Here is a 19,503-nt window from a genome sequence, read left to right as displayed (position 1 = left end):
ACTATGACCTCCTGCGACGACGGCGACCAGACTTTTCCTCAGCCCCGCCCGTATTGAACGAAGGTGAGGGCAGGGTAACCACCTGTGCCAGTTCCGGGAATGGGTCGGTTTTGTGCGGGATCGCGTTTGCAGCTACGAAGTGGTCCTGGAATTTGGGCTCAATCGCGGTTTCAACCTTGGTGATTTTGCGCACGACGCGCTCGATCTCGGACCGGGCAGTGATATTGCACAGTGCAATCCGCGCACCGGTTCCTGCCGCGTTGCCCGCGCTTGAGACTTTGTCCAGCGGCGCATCAGGGATCATGCCCAGTACCATCGCGTGTTTGGTCGAAATATGTGCACCGAACGCCCCAGCGAGAACCACGCGATCCACTTTGTCGACTTCCATGACATCCATCAGAAGGCGTGCACCTGCATAAAGCGCGGATTTGGCGAGTTGGATGGCCCGTATATCACCCTGGGTCACGGTGATACGCGGGCCGCCTTCGGCGCTTGCGTCGTGGATCAGGTAGGCATGGGTACGGCCTTCGGGCACGCAACGCGAGGTGCCGGTTTGTTCGGCCGATCCGATCAACCCGCTCTCGTCCAGCAACCCTGCTATACGCATCTCGGCGACCGCCTCGATGATACCCGAACCGCAAATGCCGGTGATGCCAGTAGTGGCAACGTCCTGATCGAAGCCATCCTCGTCGGACCATTTATCGGATCCTATGACGCGGAAACGAGGTTCCTTGGTAACGGGATCGATCTCGATCCGCTCAATAGCTCCGGGTGCTGCGCGCTGACCCGAGCTGATCTGAGCGCCCTCAAACGCCGGACCGGTGGGTGAGGAGCACGCCAGAACACGGCTGGTGTTGCCCAGCAGAATCTCGGCGTTGGTGCCGACATCGACGATAAGAACGAGGTCTTCGGACTTGCCGGGCTCTTCCGACAGGGCCACCGCCGCGCAGTCGGCACCGACATGGCCCGCGATGCAGGGCAGAATATAGACCTGCGCGCGTGGGTTCATTTTCGTCAGGTCCATTTCTCGCGCGGGCAGGGACATGCTTTCCGACGTGGCCAGAGCAAACGGCGCCTGACCCAGTTCAACCGGGTCTAGCCCCAGCAGCAGATGGTGCATGACCGGGTTGCAGACGAAGACGGTCTCAACGATCAGGTCCGCGTCAATCCCGGCCTCTTCAGCAATCGAGGTTGTCAGGTCATTGATCGCCTCGCGCACGGCTTTTGTCATCTCCTGATCGCCGCCGGGGTTCATCATCGAATATGACACACGGCTCATCAGGTCTTCGCCAAAGCGGATCTGTGGGTTCATCAGGCCCGAAGATGCCTTTACTTCACCCGTTTCCAGATCGGTCAGGTGGGCCGCAATGGTGGTCGAGCCAAGGTCGATGGCCAGCCCATACAACCCGCTTTCATGCAGGCCGGGCCAGATTTCGACGATCCGTGCAACCGAGTCCTTGTTGCCTTTGTGGACCGCGACCGTGGCCTCCCATTTGCCTTTGCGCAGCACTGGTTGCAGCTTGGACATCAGCGATAGATCAGCTGTGACCGCGTCGATGTTCCACTGTTCGCGCAGGGCGCGCTCTAGCCGTTCCAGATCACCGGTGGGTGAGTGCATGTCGGGCTCTTCTACGACGACGAAATACAGCCGGGTCGCTGGGTCCATAGTGATGGCACGCGCGGTGGCAGCCTTTCGAACGACCTGACGGTGTACCTGGCTTTCAGGTGGCACGTCGATCACGATGTCGCCCTGTACCGTAGCCTGACAACCCAAACGGCGACCGGTTTTCAAGCCGCGTTTGTCGTCGTAGCGCTGTTCGACTGCGTTCCATTCGCTTAGCGCGTCTTCGGAGACAGTCACGCCGTGCTTGGGAAACTCACCATAGCTGGGCGTGATCTGGCATTTCGAACAGATCCCACGTCCGCCACAGACCGAATCCAAATCGACGCCCAACTGCCGGGCGGCGGTCAGAACCGGGGTGCCTACGGGGAAATGCCCGCGTTTGCCCGAGGGGGTAAAAACGACAAGGGGGTCGGTGGTCATATCTGGCCTGCCTTTTTGTATTCGCGCGTATGCCGGGCAAGATATGGGTTTGCGCGCAAAGGGAAAGGGCATTCCGCGGCACGTTTTGCACAAGGAACGTCGTTTTTTATCGCGGCAACGGCCCGCAGGGGAAAACTAGTTTAGGTCAGGGGCTTTTCCTTGGCCTGAATCCATGTAATAGGGTCACCGCCAAACGGGCTTTTGCATGAGGTTAGAAGATGCAGATTCGTGAGGCACTCACCTTTGACGACGTACTCTTGGTTCCGGGGGCATCGACGGTGCTGCCTGCGACGGCGGACACGACCACACGTGTGACCCGTGAGATTACGATGAACATCCCACTGCTCAGCTCGGCTATGGACACAGTGACCGAGGCGCGCATGGCCATTGCAATGGCACAGGCCGGTGGAATTGGTGTTATTCACAAGAACCTGACAGTGGACGAGCAGGCCCGCGAAGTGCGGCGGGTCAAGCGGTTTGAATCGGGGATAGTCTACAACCCGGTGACTTTGCGGGCCGATCAGACGCTGGCAGATGCGCAGGCGCTGGTGCAGCGGTATAACTTTACCGGCTTCCCGGTGGTCGATGACGAAGGCCGCGTCGTTGGTATCGTAACCAATCGCGATATGCGTTTTGCAACCTCGGATGACACGCCGATCAAGGCGATGATGACCTCGGACAATCTGGCGATGCTGCAAGAGCCGGCCGATTTGGAAGAGGCCAAGAGCCTGATGCGGGCCCGCCGGATTGAAAAGCTTTTGGTGGTTGATGGTGCGGGAAAACTGACCGGCCTTTTGACCTTGAAAGACACCGAACAGGCGGTGCTGAACCCGACGGCCTGTAAGGACCGTCTGGGCCGGTTGCGTGTGGCTGCGGCAACTTCGGTCGGAGATGCCGGGTTTGAACGGTCAGAACAGTTGGTGGATTCAGGTGTCGACATCATCGTGGTTGATACCGCGCATGGCCATTCGCAAGGGGTTCTGGACGCAGTGAAACGCGCCAAGACACTGTCGAATGAAGTTCAGATCATCGCAGGAAACGTGGCCACTGGCGAAGCGACCAAGGCGCTGATCGACGCAGGCGCGGATGCGATCAAGGTCGGTATCGGGCCAGGTTCGATCTGTACCACGCGGATGGTCGCCGGGGTCGGGGTGCCTCAGCTGACGGCAATCATGGACTGTGCCTCAGCCGCCGGAGATGTTCCGGTGATTGCTGATGGCGGCATCAAATTCTCGGGCGATTTCGCCAAGGCGATTGCGGCAGGCGCATCCTGTGCGATGGTCGGTTCGATGATTGCGGGAACTGATGAAAGCCCAGGTGAAGTGATCCTGTATCAGGGTCGTTCATTCAAATCTTATCGCGGTATGGGCAGCCTTGGCGCGATGGCGCGTGGCTCGGCCGATCGCTACTTCCAAAAGGATGCCGCTAACGACAAGCTGGTGCCTGAAGGGATTGAAGGGCAGGTGCCTTACAAAGGCTCAGCCAGCGCCGTGGTCCACCAGCTGGTTGGCGGTCTGCGCGCGGCGATGGGTTATACCGGCTGCGCCACGGTTGAAGAGATGCGCAAGAACTGCAATTTCGTCAAAATCACTGGCGCGGGTTTGAAAGAAAGCCACGTGCACGACGTGCAGATCACCCGAGAAAGCCCGAACTACAGGGTGATGTAATTGCAGCCATTGCGTGATGCGGCGCCTGGATCAGGGCGCCGTTTTGCGTTTTTGGCTCACTTGCTCACGCCACGCCAATAGCAACGGAAATCAACATGACCCCGGCAGCTCGTATTCAGGCATCGATAGAAATCCTTGATCAGATTCTCTCGGGCACACCCGTTGAAAAATCTTTGACCAACTGGGCCCGCCGCAGCCGGTTTGCGGGGTCCAAGGATCGAGCAGCGGTTCGGGATCATGTGTTTGAGGCATTGCGGTGTAAGCGGTCTTTTGCGGCGCTTGGTGGTGCTGAAACCGGCCGTGGTTTGATGATTGGTTCAGTTCGTGCCTCGGGCGAAGTGCTCGACGATTTGTTTTCGGGTGCGCGCCATGCGCCTGCGGTTTTATCCAGTGATGAGCTTGGGCGCGATTTTCAAACGGAGGCCGAGCGTTATGACATTCCCGAATGGCTCTGGCCCAGATTTCAGTCTTCGCTGGGGGGGCAGGCGGTATCGGTCGCGCAGGCCCTGCAACATCGCGCGCCGGTGCATCTGCGGGTCAATTTAGCCAAAACGGATGTGCAAGCCGCGATTGCCGAATTGGCAGTAGAAGGTATCAAGACGGCCGCGCATCCGGTTTGTGAGACTGCCCTCGAAGTGACCGAAGGTTCGCGCAAGATTGCGCGCAGCCGGGCCTATACAGAGGGGCTGGTCGAGCTTCAGGATGCTGCCAGCCAGGCCGTTGTCGCCGCTCTGGAATTGCGTCCAGGAATGCGGGTTCTGGATTTTTGCGCGGGCGGCGGCGGCAAATCGTTGGCCTTGGCAGCGCATCGGGGGATAGATGTATTTGCTCACGATGTGAACGCAGATCGGATGCGCGATCTGCCCTCGCGTGCGGAACGCGCTGGCGTCAAGGTTCAAATCATGATGACTGATGAGTTCGAGCAACAAGCTCCTTTCGATATTATTCTGGTTGACGCACCGTGTTCGGGCAGCGGGTCATGGCGGCGTGCACCCGCAGGAAAATGGGCGCTGACTGAAAGCAGGTTGCAAGAGCTTACGGAAATCCAATCGAGCATTCTGGGCAAGGTGTCGTCCATGGTCGCTGCGGGTGGTGTTCTGGCCTACGCGACGTGTTCCATGCTGGATGATGAAAATGGATCGGTCGTTGATACATTTTTGCGCGCCAACCCTGTGTGGTCCGAGACATTTCGCGAAACGTGGCTGGTTTCGCACGGTGCAGACGGTTTCTTTACTGCACACTTGACGCGATAGTGCGTCAGAGATTAGCAACTTTAAGACGAGTATCCGATTTCGCTTAAGCGGACATTAACCTTATTTGGGCTGACTACGCGAAAGCCCATCGACTTGAGTTGTTTATGACTGACACCACGGAAGTTTTCTCTGATCCGTCTTTCCAGAAAATCCCCTCCGGATTGCGACTAGCCTCTTTGATCGTCATTGGCGCACTGTTGAGTTTGACGCCAGTATTGGGACTTTTACCAGAGGTCTGGCACACCGGGTTCACGGTTGCCGGAGTATCGCTATTGGCCGCGTCGTTCCTGGTGGTTCTGCGGGGTAAGATCACCGACTATATGGCGCAGCAGGCGGTTAAAACCATGGCCGTTTTTGCGGAGCAGGATCAGTTCCCTTGCATGATCGCGAACGCTCAGGGCGAAATTCTAACCGCTAACCCGGCGGCACGGGCGCAGTTTCAGGCGTTTACTGGCACCCGGCTGGAACTTTGCCTAAAATCCAGGTTCGCAAACCCTCCGGCCATTTTGCTGCGATTGCAATCGTCGGCTGAAATCTATGGTAAAGCCCGCGAAGACATAGTGACCGTTGGATCGACGATTCCGGTTTCAGTGTTCAATGTTGGCCAGGATCGGTTCTGCTGGCGCTTTCATCTGGAAACGCCCGGGCAATGGGATGACGTCAGCGTTCCTGTTTTGACTGAGGGGCGCAACGGCACGTTGCTGCGGGTGAATGATGCGGCAGCACATTTGCTGGGGCAGAGACCGGATATGCTGCATGAGATCTTGACCGGCGAACCGCGCGCGCAGGGTGATATCGTGCAAGTTCAGACATCAAGCGGTTCAATTCCAGCCGCTGTGTGCGAACTCGGTCGGTCCGGCACTGTTCGCGACCTTCTAGTGTTGCCAGTGGAACAGCCCGGGCATGCTTCCAGCGCCGCGTCATTTGCTGATCTACCAGTACCGATCATGCACCTTGCGCCAGATGGTCGTATTCTCGAAGCAAACCGATTGGCCATGAAACTGATCGGAGATATTGAGCCTGGGGAAACCAATGTCGAGGAAATCATGCAAGGATTGGGGTATCCAATTCTGAATTGGCTGGAACGCACTGCGGCTCAGGAACCCACCATGCGGTCCGAATTTCTGCGCCTGACCAGACAGGACAAGGAGATCTTTGTTCAGGTCACTTTAAACCGTGTGGTGAGCAACGGTCAGGTTTGTCTGATTGCGGTTTTAAACGACGCAACCGAACTCAAGACGCTTGAGGCGCAGTTCGTGCAGGGGCAAAAAATGCAGGCCGTGGGGCAATTGGCTGGTGGTGTTGCCCACGATTTCAACAATTTGCTGACAGCAATTTCCGGGCATTGCGACCTGCTGCTTTTGCGGCACGATCAAAGTGATCCGAACTACGGAGATCTTGTTCAAATCAATCAGAATGCCAACCGGGCTGCCGCTCTGGTTAGTCAGCTTCTGGCGTTTTCACGCAAACAGACCTTGCAGCCCGAAGTACTGGACCTGCGGGATACGATCTCGGACCTGATCCATCTGCTGAACCGGCTGGTAGGTGAGAAAGTGCGTTTGATTCTTAGCCATGATCCGGTTCTGAAACCTGTTCGGGCGGATAAACGGCAGCTTGAACAAGTGCTCATGAACCTTGTCGTGAACGCGCGCGACGCCATGCCGGACGGTGGCGAGATTCGGATTGAAACTGAGGTGGTGGTGTTGGACCAAACCTTCACACGCGACCGGGCAACAGTTCAGCCGGGTGAGTATGTGACCGTAAAAGTGATCGACAGCGGCACCGGTATCCCCGCGGACAAGCTGCAAAAGGTGTTTGAACCATTTTATACGACCAAACGCACCGGCGAAGGCACGGGGTTGGGCCTGTCCACGGTTTATGGGATCGTCAAGCAGACGGGCGGTTTCATCTTTGTCGATAGTCTTCCCGGGCATGGGACGGAGTTCATTGTCTATCTCCCGGTCTCAGCCGCTCCACAGGAGATTCCTCAGGAGGCGCTGCCCGCTGCCGATACACAAAGCGCGAGGCAGGGCGAGGGCGTTGTACTGCTGGTCGAGGATGAAGCCCCGGTACGTGCCTTTGCAACCCGCGCGTTGCGGTTGAAGGGCTATACCGTGCTCGAGGCCGACTCGGCCGAGGAGGCGCTGCGCCTGCTTGAGGACGGAGCATTGAATGTCGATGTGTTCGTCACCGATGTGGTTATGCCCGGAATGGATGGGCCCACCTGGGTGCGTCAGGCGATGGAGACTCGCCCCGATGTTCAGGTGATTTTCATGTCCGGCTATACCGAGGGGGCATTTGGCGACTCAGGCCCGGAAATTGCGAATTCAACTTTCCTGCCGAAACCGTTCTCATTGAATCAGCTGACCGAAGCGGTGTTTCAACAGATCAATTGACCACACTAAATCGCCGCATCATGGCAGGCGAACTCGGCGTTGTGGTGTTTTCGGAATTTCCGCTCGGTCTCTCGTGAAAGGACAAGTTCACGCTTGGGCGAGACGTTTTCCAGTTGCAGGCTGATCTGCATGTTCAGGCGGTCCTGCAAGAAATTCAAAATTTTGTCCTGATTTTCGTATTTGAAGACGTGGCTTGCGCCGAAACCGTTGCTTCGGGTGCGGAAAAACTGACTTTGGCTACCCACATCCGCAAAGTCGGGGCGCGGAGATTTCATATAGGCCTGCACGAAGTCGTCAAACGACATGTCCCGGGTCGAATGTGGATGCCCGATCCGATCATCGCGACTGCGGAAGCGGTACCAACTGCCCAGCCAATCAATCGGTTCGCGCACGACGGCCATGATCTCCATCTCGGTGTCGTACATTTTTCGAAAAATGTTCTGAAAAAAACGGTCATAGCGCCGGACAGGGGCGTGTTTCAGATCTGGCGGACCGGTTACGACAAAATCGGCACGGTCACGAAGGGCTGAGTGGTAGGCCGTGCTGCCGGTTTTGGGAACAGCTAGAAACGCGAGGCGTTCCTTATAAAAAACAAGCATTTATTTGCCCTGCATCGATCTTTGTTACGAATGCAGATTGGCGTAAACGACTCTTTAACACAATTGCTCAACAGTGAGATCTGTAAGTTTTTATTGAAATGTTCTTCTTTTAGTCCCATAAGGAACAAGAGGCGAACAAAGCAGCGATTGCCGCCCGTTCAAGGGTGTGACAAAAGGGAAGGCGACAGGACAATGGCGGATCTTCTGACAATGAGCGACAAGAAAAACGCAGACAAGCAAAAGGCGCTCGACAGCGCGCTGGCCCAGATTGAACGCCAGTTCGGCAAGGGCTCAATCATGAAGCTGGGCGAGGACGCCAAGCAGGACATTGACGCGAGCTCGACCGGTTCTCTGGGCCTGGATATCGCGCTGGGAATTGGCGGCCTGCCCATGGGTCGGATCGTTGAAATTTACGGACCGGAAAGCTCTGGTAAGACAACGCTGACGCTGCACTGCATTGCCGAACAGCAAAAACGCGGCGGGGTATGTGCCTTTGTGGATGCGGAACATGCGCTGGACCCGCAATATGCGCGAAAGCTAGGTGTTGATCTGGATGAGTTGCTGATCTCGCAGCCCGACACAGGTGAACAAGCGCTTGAGATTACCGATACGCTGGTGCGCTCGGGTGCGGTGAACATGGTTGTTGTTGACTCGGTTGCGGCACTAACACCGAAATCTGAGCTCGAAGGCGACATGGGTGACAGCAATGTCGGCGTGCAAGCCCGTCTGATGAGTCAGGCAATGCGCAAGCTGACCGGTTCGATCAGCCGTTCGAACTGTATGGTGATCTTCATCAACCAGATTCGGATGAAGATCGGCGTCATGTTCGGCAGCCCGGAAACCACAACCGGTGGTAATGCGCTGAAGTTCTACAGCTCGGTCCGACTGGACATTCGCCGGATCGGAGCGATCAAAGACCGGGATGAGGTTGTTGGCAACCAGACCCGGGTCAAGGTCGTGAAAAACAAGGTGGCGCCGCCGTTCAAACAGGTGGAATTCGACATCATGTATGGCGAAGGCATCAGTAAAATGGGCGAATTGCTGGACTTGGGCGTTAAGGCTGGTGTGGTTGAGAAGTCGGGTTCTTGGTTTAGCTATGGGGACGAACGGATCGGGCAGGGGCGTGAGAACGCCAAGCAGTACCTGCGCGACAACAGCCGCGCTGCGCTTGAGATCGAAGACAAGATTCGTGCCGCACATGGTCTGGATTTCGACATGCCGCCCGGCGCTGCCGAGGATGATGATATCCTCGAAGCTTAATCATCCGTTAAAGGAAAAAGCAGAAATCCCCGGCACCAATTTAGTGCTGAGAATATTCGGAACAGGGCGGTCCATTGGGGCCGCCTTGTTTCGTTCTGCGGGTCCAACGCTGTGGACTATCCGCAGGGACAGGGATAAACCCGTTTTGACACATATGATTGCGCGCTGAGAGAGCCTTATGCCCACGTTAAACGATATCCGATCGACCTTTCTGAACTACTTTGACAAGCAGGGGCACGAAGTTGTGGCGTCCAGCCCTCTGGTCCCGCGCAATGACCCGACCCTGATGTTCGTGAACTCGGGGATGGTGCAGTTCAAGAACCTGTTTACCGGCTTGGAAACCCGCGACTATCAGCGTGCAACAACCGCGCAGAAATGTGTGCGGGCGGGCGGCAAACACAATGATCTGGACAATGTCGGCTATACCGCGCGGCACCATACGTTCTTTGAGATGCTGGGAAATTTCTCGTTCGGTGATTATTTTAAGAACGACGCGATCCCGTTTGCCTGGGAATTGATCACCAAGGAATTCGGCGTCGACAAGAACCGCTTGCTGACAACGGTTTATCACACAGATGATGAGGCGTTTGAGATTTGGAAGAAAGTTGGTGTGCCTGAGGACCGGATTATCCGCATCGCCACCAATGATAACTTCTGGCAAATGGGCCCGACCGGCCCGTGCGGTCCGTGCACAGAAATTTTCTATGATCACGGCGATCACATCTGGGGTGGCCCTCCGGGTTCGGCTGAGGAAGACGGCGATCGTTTCATTGAAATCTGGAACATCGTTTTCATGCAGAACGAACAGTTCGAAGACGGCTCGATGGTCGAACTCGACATGCAGTCGATCGACACCGGCATGGGGCTGGAGCGGATTGGTGCCCTGCTGCAAGGAAGCCATGACAACTATGACACCGACTTGTTCAAGACACTGATCGAGGCGTCCGCAGATGCCACGGGCGTTGATCCCTACGGTGATCAGAACGTGCATCACCGGGTGATCGCGGATCACCTGCGCTCGACCTCGTTCCTGATTGCTGATGGGGTGATGCCATCGAATGACGGTCGTGGTTACGTTCTGCGTCGGATCATGCGCCGCGCCATGCGTCACGCGCACCTGCTGGGTGCGAAAGACCCGATCATGCATCGCCTAGTGCCGGCGTTGGTGCAGCTGATGGGTGCGCAATATACCGAGCTGGGTCAGGCGCAGGCCTTGATCGAAGAGACGCTTCTGTTGGAAGAAACCCGCTTTAAGCAGACGTTGGATCGCGGTCTGAAGCTGCTGGACGATGAGGTTGCTGGACTGCCCGAAGGCGCGGCCTTGCCCGGTGATGCAGCGTTTAAGCTGTACGACACTTACGGGTTCCCGCTGGATTTGACGCAAGATGCGCTTCGGGAAAAGGGCCGGACTGTGGATACGGAGGGGTTCGACACAGCCATGGCCGAGCAAAAAGCCAAGGCCCGCGCCGCATGGGCAGGGTCCGGTGAGTCCGCAGATCAAGCCGTTTGGTTTGATGTGTTGGACACAGCCGGCGCGACGGATTTCTTGGGCTATGACACCGAAAAAGCCGAAGGTCAGGTGGCCGCTTTGGTTGTCGACGGTGCGCTGGTCGACAAGATTGAAAAAGGCGGCTCTGGATGGGTTGTCGTGAACCAGACACCGTTCTACGGCGAAGCTGGTGGTCAGGTTGGCGACACTGGTGAAATCCGGCGTCTTGAGAATTTGCAGGACGTGGCGCAAGTCGAGGACACGCGCAAGTTTGCTGAAGGTAAGGTGTATGCCCATCGGGTAACGGTGAGCCAGGGCACGTTATTGAAAGGCGATGCGGTTGAGCTTGAGGTTGATCATGCCCGTCGTACCGCGATCCGGGCCAACCACTCGGCTACGCACTTGCTGCACGAGGCATTGCGCGAAACTTTGGGCGATCACGTGGCACAGCGTGGCTCGCTGAATGCCTCGGACCGGTTGCGGTTCGACTTCAGCCATTCTAAGGCGCTTAGCCCTGATGAGATCCGGAAGGTCGAACGTGAGGTGAATGAATTCATCCGTCAGAACTCGACCGTCGAAACCCGGATCATGACGCCTGACGACGCGCGCGAACTGGGTGCTCAAGCGTTGTTTGGAGAGAAATACGGCGACGAAGTCCGGGTTGTGTCGATGGGTAAAGCTGAGACTGGCAAGGGCCACGATGGCGACACTTGGTCGATAGAATTGTGCGGCGGCACGCATGTGCGTCAAACCGGCGATATCGGCACCTTTGTTGTTCTGGGTGACAGCGCCAGCAGCGCCGGTGTGCGCCGGATCGAAGGGCTGACCGGGGATGAGGCTTTCCGCCACCTGTCTGCTCAGGATCAGCGGTTGGGCCAAATTGCTACGGAGCTGAAGGCGCAACCGGATGACGTGGTCACACGGGTCAAATCTCTGCTGGATGAACGGAAGTCCTTGCAAAACGAAGTTGCTCAGCTGCGCCGTGATTTGGCGATGGCTGGTGGCGCGGGGCAAGGCGGTGGTGTCGAGGCGCGGGACGTGAACGGTGTGCCCTTCCTGGCGCAGGCGCTGAGTGGTGTTTCGGGAAAGGACCTTCCCGCATTGATCGACGAGCACAAGGCCCGTTTGGGTTCGGGCGCGGTGTTGTTGATTGCGGATGCAGGTGGCAAAGCCGCCGTAGCAGCCGGTGTGACATCAGACCTAACCAACAAGGTCTCAGCCGTTGATCTGGTCCGGGCAGCAGTGGTTGAACTGGGCGGCAAGGGCGGCGGCGGACGTCCGGATATGGCGCAAGGCGGTGGCCGCGATGCGTCGAATGCAGACGCGGCGATCAAAGCCGCAGAACAAGTATTGGGAGGATAAGATGCCTGCACTCTGGATTGCCCATGTCACGGTGACGGACGATCAAGCTTACGGCAAATATGCTGAGCTGGCCGGGCCTGCGCTTGCCAAGCACGGGGGCGAGTTCATCGCGCGTGCCGGGCGGTATGTGCAGCTTGAAGGGAAAGAGCGCCCACGCAATGTGGTTGCTCGGTTCCCCTCAGTTGAGGCTGCGGTGGAATGCTACAATTCACCTGAATATCAGCAGGCACTGGACCATGCGCGTGGGGCCAGTGAACGTGAATTGTTGATCGTCGAGACCACTGAATAGATTCAGATTGCCAAAGTTTTGCCAACTTCTGGTTGTGTAGGCGGAATTTAGCCAATGGGAAAGCCAGGTAGCGTGATTAGCAGCCTGGCTTTTTATTTTTCGAAATACCTTCATATTTTACAGGTATTTGCTGTTAAGCTTGGATGTTTAGTTTACGCTCCGTCACCCCTAGATTGTGACCAAGTTCTCTCAATTATTGCCTGAAATGGTCAAATTGCGGAACGAATTTCCGCCTCTTTTTCCTTGCAACTTCACCTCAGATTGCGCAAACGGCCTCGTCTACTGATAGTTAAGCTAAACGATCTACGGTCCTGTTTGTCCGCAATTGTGAGGATGAATTTAGGTCGAGGGACAGGCATGAAACTGTTGAGTACTGAAGTCAAAGCCGTATCTGCGCGGTTGACCTCATCAATGGGTCGACTGTTAGTTTTTTCCACTTTGGCATTGGGACCGTTGATTAGTGGTTCAGCGGCGGAAGCGTCAGAAGGGCGCTTTATCAAGATTGTTGCCGCTTCACCGCCTCCATCGGGTGCAAGGCAATTGTGCCGTCAATACAACTGGGCCTGTTCCACCAAAGCGTCCGTTTCCATGTCCAGCAAGAAAGAGATGCAGATCATTCAGCGCGTCAATCGTCGGGTGAATGCTTCGACACGGACGGTGACTGACCAATCGCAGTATCGGACTGCAGAACGATGGGCATTGCCAACTTCCCGTGGTGGCGATTGCGAAGACTTTGCCCTGCTGAAGAAACGCGATCTGATCCGGGCCGGAGTTGATCCTAGTAAGCTGCTTATTGCAACTGTGTTAGATGCGAAGCGGAACTCACATGCCGTTCTTGTCTATCGTTCGGCAGCTGGCGATTTGGTTTTGGATAACCTGACTAACCAGATTAAACCCTGGACAGCCACGCAATATTTGTTCCTTCGCATGCAAAATCCACAGAAGCCCAGTGGATGGGTTGGTGTTTACGGGCGCAGTTGACGCTTGAAAACAATTAATCGAACTCAGGAATGTTAGACAAAATACATGGGCGACCAGAGGGCCGCCCATGTATTTTGTCTAACACGTTTGCTTCGGCGATATCGTTCAGTTTTGACGATACGCGGTAAACTTAGGCTATCAGTTAAAAGTGCCGCCTTTTCCGGCACCATTGGCGTTTCCGCCAGAAGCGCCACCAGTGCTACCACCGTTCCCGTTGCCGCCGCCACCGCCGCCTTGGCCGTTGTTGCTACCACCATTGCCGGTGCCGGAGCCAGAGCCGCCGTTGTTGCCGCCTCCGTTGCCCTTGTTCCCGGCGTTTCCGTTCCCATTACCTGGGCCGCCGTTGTTGCCGCCGTTACCATTACCGGAGTTGCCGCCGCCGCCGTTGTTGCCGCCGTTGCCATTACCGGAGTTGCCGCCGCCGCCGTTGTTGCCGCCGTTGCCATTACCGGAGTTGCCGCCGCCGCCATTGTTGCCGCCGTTGCCATTACCGGAGTTGCCGCCGCCGCCATTGTTGCCGCCGTTGCCGTTACCGGAGTTGCCGCCGCCGCCATTGTTGCCGCCGTTGCCGTTACCGTTGTTACCACCGCCGCCGTTGTTACCGCCGCCCCCGTTATTGTTGTTATTATTGCTATTGTTATTGTTATTGTTGTTGTTGTTGTTGGAGGTGGTGTCACCGTTGTTGTTATCGCCACTGCCTGAACCGTCAAAACTAGTGTCGTCGTTGTCACCATCTCGTGCTGACGCAGCCGTTGTCGCAGTTGGTAGGTCAGTCAGCACTGCCGCGAATGCCGGGCAATTTGCAGCCGTGCGGGCCAGAATGTCCTCGAAATCAGCTCTGCGCTGTATATAGCGCAACATGCGAGTATCAACGACTGTGCAGTCGCACAGTGTTTCAGTCGATACAGATTGTCGGGCTGTTTTGATGTTGCATCTTTCCGCCTGAGCCGCGCTGGCGGTAATAAATGGTAATGTTGCGGAAACAAAAACAAAAGATAACAAATGAGATTTCACGCGCATGGCGTTGCTCCTTCAGAACTCGTTACTAACACTGGCGCACTACAAATTGTGCTTTACGTCTGGGTACAACAATAGTGCCATATTTCAACCACAATTACACCTATTTTGCGGCACATTTTCAAGAGGGGTTTATTTTGAATTAATGTTGGGAAGAAAAATCTCACGCGTAAAATTTATTGAAAACAAAGAGAAAGCCCGCCAAATTGGCGAGCTTTTCACGTTTTGTTATGTTGTCTGACGGTATAAATTAGTCATAGGTGTGGCATTGTTGCCATTGTGGCAACTATACCTAGGGGTGACTCAAGCTGATTTGGCCATGCGCTTGCGTTCATGCGGATCTAGAAAGCGTTTGCGAAGGCGTACGGCGTTCGGAGTAACCTCAACCAATTCATCATCATCGATATAAGCGATCGCCTCTTCCAGCGAGAACTGTACATGCGGCGTTAGCCGGACAGCGTCATCCGAGCCGCTGGCGCGCACGTTGGTCAGTTTCTTGCCTTTGAGGGGGTTCACTTCCAGATCGTTGTCGCGCGAATGCTCGCCAATCACCATACCCTGATAGACATCCGTTTGGGGGGCAACGAACATGCGGCCACGTTCTTCAAGGTTCCAAAGCGCATAAGCGACGGCCTGACCGTTCTCCATCGAGATCAGAACGCCTGCTCGGCGCCCCGGGATCGGGCCTTTATGTGCCGCCCAGCCGTGGAATACCCGGTTCAGAACGCCAGTTCCACGTGTATCGGTCAGAAACTCGCCGTGGTATCCGATCAAACCGCGCGAAGGGACATGCGCGATGATCCGGGTTTTGCCTGCGCCTGCAGGGCGCATTTCGGCCAGTTCCCCTTTGCGCGCGCCGGTGATCTTTTCGATTACAGCGCCCGAGTATTCGTCATCAACGTCGATGGTAACCTCTTCGATGGGTTCAAGACGCTGGCCGTCTTCCTCACGAAACAGAACCTGCGGGCGCGAGATACTAAGCTCGAAACCTTCGCGGCGCATGTTTTCGATAAGAACGCCCATTTGCAATTCGCCTCGGCCGGCAACCTCGAAAGCTTCGCCACCGGGGGTGTCGGTGATGCGAATAGCAACGTTGGATTCCGCCTCTTTCATCAGTCGGTCGCGAATGACGCGGGACTGTACTTTTTTGCCATCGCGACCAGCCAGAGGTGAATCGTTGATGCCAAAAGTCACGGTGATTGTGGGCGGGTCGATGGGCTGGGCAGGCAGGGCCTCTTCGATCTGCGGTGACACCAGCGAGTCAGCTACTGTGGCCTTACTCATGCCGGCGATGGTCACAATATCGCCTGCTTCGGCGACGTCGATGGGTTGTTGCGCGAGGCCACGGAAGGCAAGAATTTTCGACGCGCGGAAGTTCTCGATCAGCGTGCCGTCGCGGGACAGCGCCTTGAGGCTGTCACCTGCCTTGAGCGTACCGCTTTCCACGCGACCGGTCAGGATTCGGCCGATGAATGGATCGCTGCCCAGCGTGGTGGCCAGCATGCGGAAGGGTTCGTCCTTCTTGTCGGCTTGTTTTGGCGCGGGAACGTGGTCGACGATAAGATCAAACAGAGCGGTCAGGTCCTTGCGTGGTCCATCCAGCTCCATATCCGCCCAGCCCGAACGGCCCGAGGCGTACATGGCGGGGAAATCCAGTTGGTCATCATCTGCACCAAGGTTGGCAAATAGATCAAAACATTCATCCAGCGCCCGGTCGGGTTCAGCGTCGGGCTTGTCGACCTTGTTCAGAACCACGATAGGGCGTAGTCCCAGCGCCAGCGCCTTGGAGGTCACGAACTTTGTCTGCGGCATCGGACCTTCGGCGGCATCGACCAGCAGCACGACGCCGTCCACCATGCTGAGAATCCGCTCAACCTCGCCACCGAAATCGGCGTGGCCGGGGGTGTCGACGATGTTGATGCGCGTGCCCTTCCACTCGACCGAGGTGGCTTTGGCCAGGATGGTGATGCCGCGCTCACGCTCCAGGTCATTGCTGTCCATGGCGCGCTCTGCCACGGCCTGATTTTCCCGGAACGCGCCGGATTGTTTGAGCAGCTCATCCACCAGGGTCGTCTTGCCGTGGTCAACGTGAGCGATGATTGCGATATTGCGCAGGTCCATGAGAGGTCAGCCTTTGAACGGGAAGTTGCCGCGCGCATAGCGCGGTTTGACAAAATAGACCAGCCCTAACCGGCGATCAGTGACCGGCTGTCTTGGAAAACAGGTGAATGATGAGGATTCCGGCCAAAATCATGACCAATCCGATCACGGCGGGCCAGTCGAGTCTCTGTCCGAAAACGATGAAACCGATGATCGCGATCAGAAAGATGCCAAGCCCTGACCAAATCGCATAGACAATTCCGACAGGCATGAACTTTAGCGTAAGTCCCAGCAAATAGAATGCTATGCCGTAGCTAACTACAACAAGGACGGACGGCCAAAAACGGCTGAACTGTTGGCTGGCTTGCAGGGACGTGGTGCCGATGGTCTCTGCAATGACCGCCAGCAACAGGATCAGATAGGCTTTGGGCACAGTGGGGTTCTCGACAAATGTTTTGCGAGGTTGAGCACGAAAATAGCCGGGCGAGCAAGAAAAAACTGGCGGAGTCTACCCGCAGGCTGACGTTACGGCAGTAGTGCCGGTGTTTTGAGGAGTATGGATAACCTGACTATTTTCTCAGCATCAATTATGATAAAAACGCGTTGTTTTTTAATGATTTTTGTTTTTCAGGTTAAGCCAAATGACGAGATTTTCAGGACTAATAGTATTTGTTTCGGCATTAATTGTGGTGCTTGGGTGGCTTGCTGGCGGGGGGTCCGTCGACAAAAACGCAGCCAAGTTTGTTGAACGGTTAGAAAGTTTTCAGGTTTGAGCGCCTGCCGAAGCATGGGAAAAAGAGGCCTTTGTGCCTCTTTTTCTTTTTCTAGGTTGTGACCTCTGATGCGAAATAGGCATCAAGCTGTGGTTGCAGCCACGCCCAAAGGCCGGGTGCGCCTCGTTTGACCGGCGCGCCCACGCGCTGTTCGATCTGCGCGTATGTGACGTCATAGTCCACCCAAGAGCCACCACCGGTTGCGAGGTTGCCCACAGGTGCCTGAAACCGGTCAACCGCCTTGGCGAACTGGGCATCAGGGCTGTTGGCCACCTCGAATTCCTGCCACAAAGACATAAAGGCCGTTTTTTGATCATCGGGCAGCAGCCCGAACAGCCTCTCTGCGGCGGCTTGCTCTGCAGCTTCCTGGGCGGCGTGATCAACCTGACCATGGATGGGATTATCACCAGCGTCGATCTCAACGATATCGTGCAGCAGAAGCATTTTTAGAACGCGGTCGATTGAAACATCTGGCGCTGCTTGTTCGGATAAAATCCAAGCATAAAGCATAATATGCCACGAATGTTCGGCGGAATTTTCGAACCGCTCGACGCTGAGCAAACGCGAGGCGCGATAGACGGATTTCAATTGGTCACTTTCGGCCAAAAACTCAAGACGGGTTGAAAACGCGGATTCAGCTACGGGATTACCGTTTAGAAGGTTTTGTGCCGCGGTATAGGCTTCCGGAAACTCGGTTTTAAGATAGGCGGCACGTCCTCCGTTCAGGTTATCCCGAACAATAGCCCTGTGATCGGCCCTTGGCGTTGGCGCGCAGAGCACCTGAAACATTGGCTGGCAGCGATCAAGGCACTTTGTAAATTTTGCGTCTGGGGTTTGGTCAGCCTCAAACTCCCGCCACAGCGCCAGGCAAGCCTCGGCTTGATCTGCGGGCAAAAGGCCAAACAATTCGGAGGCGGCGGCTTGCTCGGCCCTTTCGACAGCTTGCCAGTCGGTTTGCAGGTGGATCGGATGGTCGCCGACGATGATTTCGACTAGGTCATGCAGCAATAGCATGCGGATCACCCGGTCAATGCTGACATCGTTGTCAGCCAATGGCTGCATCACCAGCGCCCATAGCGCGAGTTGCCAGCTGTGTTCAGCAGCGTTTTCAGCACGGGACTGATCCAGAAGATAATTGGCGCGATCAACCGACTTCAGGCTGTCCACGCGTTTCAGAAATTCGATTTGCGCGGACAGTCTGGTGTTCATTGTTTTTCGATCGCTTTCAGTTTCGAGCGGTGTTCCGAGAGCCTCTGAATCACGAATTTGCGTGCTTTGCGTTCTGCCAGCCGCACGCGAATTTCCGTCAGAAAGGCTTCTTCCAAAGTCTGCGAGGACGCCCCCAAGTGTTCGCCCACCTCAACAAAGAAACGGTCGTCTCCGGTTTCGTCCATCACTTTCATCGTGTCCTCGGCCAGTTTGGCGGCAAGGGTGGTGATGGTATCAGACATCAGCGCGTGTTCTCGGTCAGGCGGCGTTTCACATAGTCACTGACATCGGTGATCAGCGTGTCCATGTGACGTTCCTGGAAGAAATGGTCAGCGCCATCAACCTCGTTGTGAGTAATGGTGATTCCCTTTTGTTCGTGCAGTTTGTTCACCAGCGAGGTGGTGTCCGCAGGCGGTGCCACGCGGTCTGCTGATCCGTTGATGATCAGACCCGAAGACGGGCAGGGCGCCAAGAACGAAAAGTCGTACATGTTCGCCGGGGGCGAGACACTGATAAAGCCGGTGATTTCCGGGCGGCGCATCAGCAGCTGCATGCCGATCCAGGCGCCAAACGAGAATCCAGCTACCCAACAGTGCTTCGAGTTATTGTTCATCGACTGCAGGTAATCCAGCGCTGAGGCTGCATCGCTCAGCTCACCTACACCCTGGTCATACTCGCCCTGGCTGCGACCAACGCCGCGGAAGTTGAACCGCAACACGGTGAAGCCCATGTTGTAGAACGCATAGTGCAAGTTGTAGACCACCTTGTTGTTCATGGTCCCGCCGAATTGAGGATGCGGGTGAAGCACGATGGCGATCGGTGCGTCTTTTTCCTTTTGCGGGTGGTAACGGCCTTCCAGGCGGCCTTCGGGTCCGGGAAAAATCACCTCGGGCATGTGTGCTTTGGTCCTGTCTTTTTCTTCCTGGTGCCGGGATATACTTGACGGTTATCGTCAGGCACCTTAGAACGGTTCTAATAATGTTGCATTGCGCAAGGCACTGCCCGTCGGAGATACGCACTGGCAGCGGCGGCGTCAATGTTTTCGCGCGGTACCAGCCAAAAGG

15 protein-coding genes are annotated in these 19,503 nt (G+C 56.1%); 7 read left to right on the top strand and 8 right to left on the bottom strand.

Translation table 11 applies throughout. The features are described 5' to 3' along the window. Nucleotide 1 precedes the first annotated feature (1 nt). On the bottom strand, nucleotides 2–2,044 hold the full coding sequence (locus ACR0DT_RS02205) for an ASKHA domain-containing protein (protein WP_480709179.1): 2,043 nt from the start codon (nucleotides 2,042–2,044) through the stop codon (nucleotides 2–4). A 218-nt stretch (nucleotides 2,045–2,262) separates the two neighbouring features. Here ACR0DT_RS02205 and guaB point away from each other — a divergent pair, with 218 nt between their 5' ends. The 3 genes from guaB (at nucleotide 2,263) to ACR0DT_RS02190 (ending at nucleotide 7,360) form a co-directional block, all read left to right on the top strand. Beyond that, the gene (guaB, locus tag ACR0DT_RS02200; RefSeq protein WP_480709178.1) at nucleotides 2,263–3,711 is read left to right on the top strand and encodes an IMP dehydrogenase; all 1,449 of its coding nucleotides are present in this window, start codon (nucleotides 2,263–2,265) and stop codon (nucleotides 3,709–3,711) included. A gap of 95 nt (nucleotides 3,712–3,806) precedes the next feature. After that, nucleotides 3,807–4,964 carry an RsmB/NOP family class I SAM-dependent RNA methyltransferase gene (locus ACR0DT_RS02195; protein WP_480709177.1) on the top strand — a complete coding sequence of 386 codons (1,158 nt, stop codon included), beginning with the start codon at nucleotides 3,807–3,809 and terminating at the stop codon, nucleotides 4,962–4,964. Between the two features lie 104 nt (nucleotides 4,965–5,068). Beyond that, nucleotides 5,069–7,360, top strand: coding sequence for a hybrid sensor histidine kinase/response regulator (locus ACR0DT_RS02190; RefSeq protein ID WP_480709176.1), 2,292 nt, complete (start codon nucleotides 5,069–5,071; stop codon nucleotides 7,358–7,360). A 5-nt stretch (nucleotides 7,361–7,365) separates the two neighbouring features. On the opposite strand, the gene ACR0DT_RS02185 is transcribed toward ACR0DT_RS02190, so the two are convergent. Continuing rightward, the gene (locus tag ACR0DT_RS02185; RefSeq protein WP_480709175.1) at nucleotides 7,366–7,959 is read right to left on the bottom strand and encodes a sulfotransferase family 2 domain-containing protein; all 594 of its coding nucleotides are present in this window, start codon (nucleotides 7,957–7,959) and stop codon (nucleotides 7,366–7,368) included. Nucleotides 7,960–8,151: 192 nt separating this feature from the next. Here ACR0DT_RS02185 and recA point away from each other — a divergent pair, with 192 nt between their 5' ends. The 4 genes from recA to ACR0DT_RS02165 all read left to right on the top strand — a co-directional run bounded on the left by recA (nucleotide 8,152) and on the right by ACR0DT_RS02165 (nucleotide 13,340). Then, complete coding sequence (gene recA, locus ACR0DT_RS02180) at nucleotides 8,152–9,219, top strand: recombinase RecA (RefSeq protein WP_420587074.1); 1,068 nt, start codon at nucleotides 8,152–8,154, stop codon at nucleotides 9,217–9,219. 178 nt (nucleotides 9,220–9,397) lie between these two features. After that, nucleotides 9,398–12,070, top strand: coding sequence for an alanine--tRNA ligase (gene alaS / locus ACR0DT_RS02175; RefSeq protein WP_480709174.1), 2,673 nt, complete (start codon nucleotides 9,398–9,400; stop codon nucleotides 12,068–12,070). 1 nt (nucleotide 12,071) lies between these two features. Continuing rightward, the gene (locus ACR0DT_RS02170) at nucleotides 12,072–12,359 is read left to right on the top strand and encodes a DUF1330 domain-containing protein (RefSeq protein ID WP_480709173.1); all 288 of its coding nucleotides are present in this window, start codon (nucleotides 12,072–12,074) and stop codon (nucleotides 12,357–12,359) included. A 357-nt stretch (nucleotides 12,360–12,716) separates the two neighbouring features. After that, a complete protein-coding gene (locus ACR0DT_RS02165) occupies nucleotides 12,717–13,340 on the top strand; it encodes a transglutaminase-like cysteine peptidase (RefSeq protein WP_480709172.1) in 624 nt (207 codons plus the stop codon). A 138-nt stretch (nucleotides 13,341–13,478) separates the two neighbouring features. On the opposite strand, the gene ACR0DT_RS02160 is transcribed toward ACR0DT_RS02165, so the two are convergent. From ACR0DT_RS02160 to ACR0DT_RS02135, 6 genes are all read right to left on the bottom strand, one after another. Next, nucleotides 13,479–14,360, bottom strand: coding sequence for a hypothetical protein (locus tag ACR0DT_RS02160; protein WP_480709171.1), 882 nt, complete (start codon nucleotides 14,358–14,360; stop codon nucleotides 13,479–13,481). A gap of 300 nt (nucleotides 14,361–14,660) precedes the next feature. Next, nucleotides 14,661–16,478 (bottom strand): translational GTPase TypA, encoded by a 1,818-nt coding sequence (typA, locus tag ACR0DT_RS02155; protein WP_480709170.1) that lies wholly within the window; start codon nucleotides 16,476–16,478, stop codon nucleotides 14,661–14,663. Between the two features lie 76 nt (nucleotides 16,479–16,554). Next, complete coding sequence (locus tag ACR0DT_RS02150; RefSeq protein ID WP_480709169.1) at nucleotides 16,555–16,890, bottom strand: DMT family transporter; 336 nt, start codon at nucleotides 16,888–16,890, stop codon at nucleotides 16,555–16,557. Nucleotides 16,891–17,281: 391 nt separating this feature from the next. Continuing rightward, nucleotides 17,282–18,439, bottom strand: a complete 1,158-nt coding sequence (locus ACR0DT_RS02145; protein WP_480709168.1) for an HD domain-containing protein — start codon at nucleotides 18,437–18,439, stop codon at nucleotides 17,282–17,284. Beyond that, nucleotides 18,436–18,681, bottom strand: a complete 246-nt coding sequence (locus ACR0DT_RS02140; protein ID WP_480709167.1) for a hypothetical protein — start codon at nucleotides 18,679–18,681, stop codon at nucleotides 18,436–18,438. The genes ACR0DT_RS02145 and ACR0DT_RS02140 overlap by 4 nt, the downstream gene beginning before the upstream one ends. After that, complete coding sequence (locus ACR0DT_RS02135) at nucleotides 18,681–19,334, bottom strand: alpha/beta hydrolase (RefSeq protein ID WP_058281239.1); 654 nt, start codon at nucleotides 19,332–19,334, stop codon at nucleotides 18,681–18,683. Before ACR0DT_RS02135 ends, ACR0DT_RS02140 begins: the two co-directional genes overlap by 1 nt. Between the last annotated feature and the right edge of the window lie 169 nt (nucleotides 19,335–19,503).

The sequence above is a fragment of the Ruegeria sp. BI11 genome, assembly GCF_056538005.1.
The sequence above is the reverse complement of the archived record's forward strand: the minus strand, read 5'-3'. Positions and strand labels throughout refer to the sequence as shown.

Bases quoted from the DNA above. Each gene is read 5' to 3' on its own strand.
- ACR0DT_RS02205 (WP_480709179.1), bottom strand. From the start codon at position 2,044: ATGACCACCGACCCCCTTGTCGTTTTTACCCCCTCGGGCAAACGCGGG.
- guaB (WP_480709178.1), top strand. From the start codon at position 2,263: ATGCAGATTCGTGAGGCACTCACCTTTGACGACGTACTCTTGGTTCCG.
- ACR0DT_RS02195 (WP_480709177.1), top strand. From the start codon at position 3,807: ATGACCCCGGCAGCTCGTATTCAGGCATCGATAGAAATCCTTGATCAG.
- ACR0DT_RS02190 (WP_480709176.1), top strand. From the start codon at position 5,069: ATGACTGACACCACGGAAGTTTTCTCTGATCCGTCTTTCCAGAAAATC.
- ACR0DT_RS02185 (WP_480709175.1), bottom strand. From the start codon at position 7,959: ATGCTTGTTTTTTATAAGGAACGCCTCGCGTTTCTAGCTGTTCCCAAA.
- recA (WP_420587074.1), top strand. From the start codon at position 8,152: ATGGCGGATCTTCTGACAATGAGCGACAAGAAAAACGCAGACAAGCAA.
- alaS (WP_480709174.1), top strand. From the start codon at position 9,398: ATGCCCACGTTAAACGATATCCGATCGACCTTTCTGAACTACTTTGAC.
- ACR0DT_RS02170 (WP_480709173.1), top strand. From the start codon at position 12,072: ATGCCTGCACTCTGGATTGCCCATGTCACGGTGACGGACGATCAAGCT.
- ACR0DT_RS02165 (WP_480709172.1), top strand. From the start codon at position 12,717: ATGAAACTGTTGAGTACTGAAGTCAAAGCCGTATCTGCGCGGTTGACC.
- ACR0DT_RS02160 (WP_480709171.1), bottom strand. From the start codon at position 14,360: ATGCGCGTGAAATCTCATTTGTTATCTTTTGTTTTTGTTTCCGCAACA.
- typA (WP_480709170.1), bottom strand. From the start codon at position 16,478: ATGGACCTGCGCAATATCGCAATCATCGCTCACGTTGACCACGGCAAG.
- ACR0DT_RS02145 (WP_480709168.1), bottom strand. From the start codon at position 18,439: ATGAACACCAGACTGTCCGCGCAAATCGAATTTCTGAAACGCGTGGAC.
- ACR0DT_RS02140 (WP_480709167.1), bottom strand. From the start codon at position 18,681: ATGTCTGATACCATCACCACCCTTGCCGCCAAACTGGCCGAGGACACG.
- ACR0DT_RS02135 (WP_058281239.1), bottom strand. From the start codon at position 19,334: ATGCCCGAGGTGATTTTTCCCGGACCCGAAGGCCGCCTGGAAGGCCGT.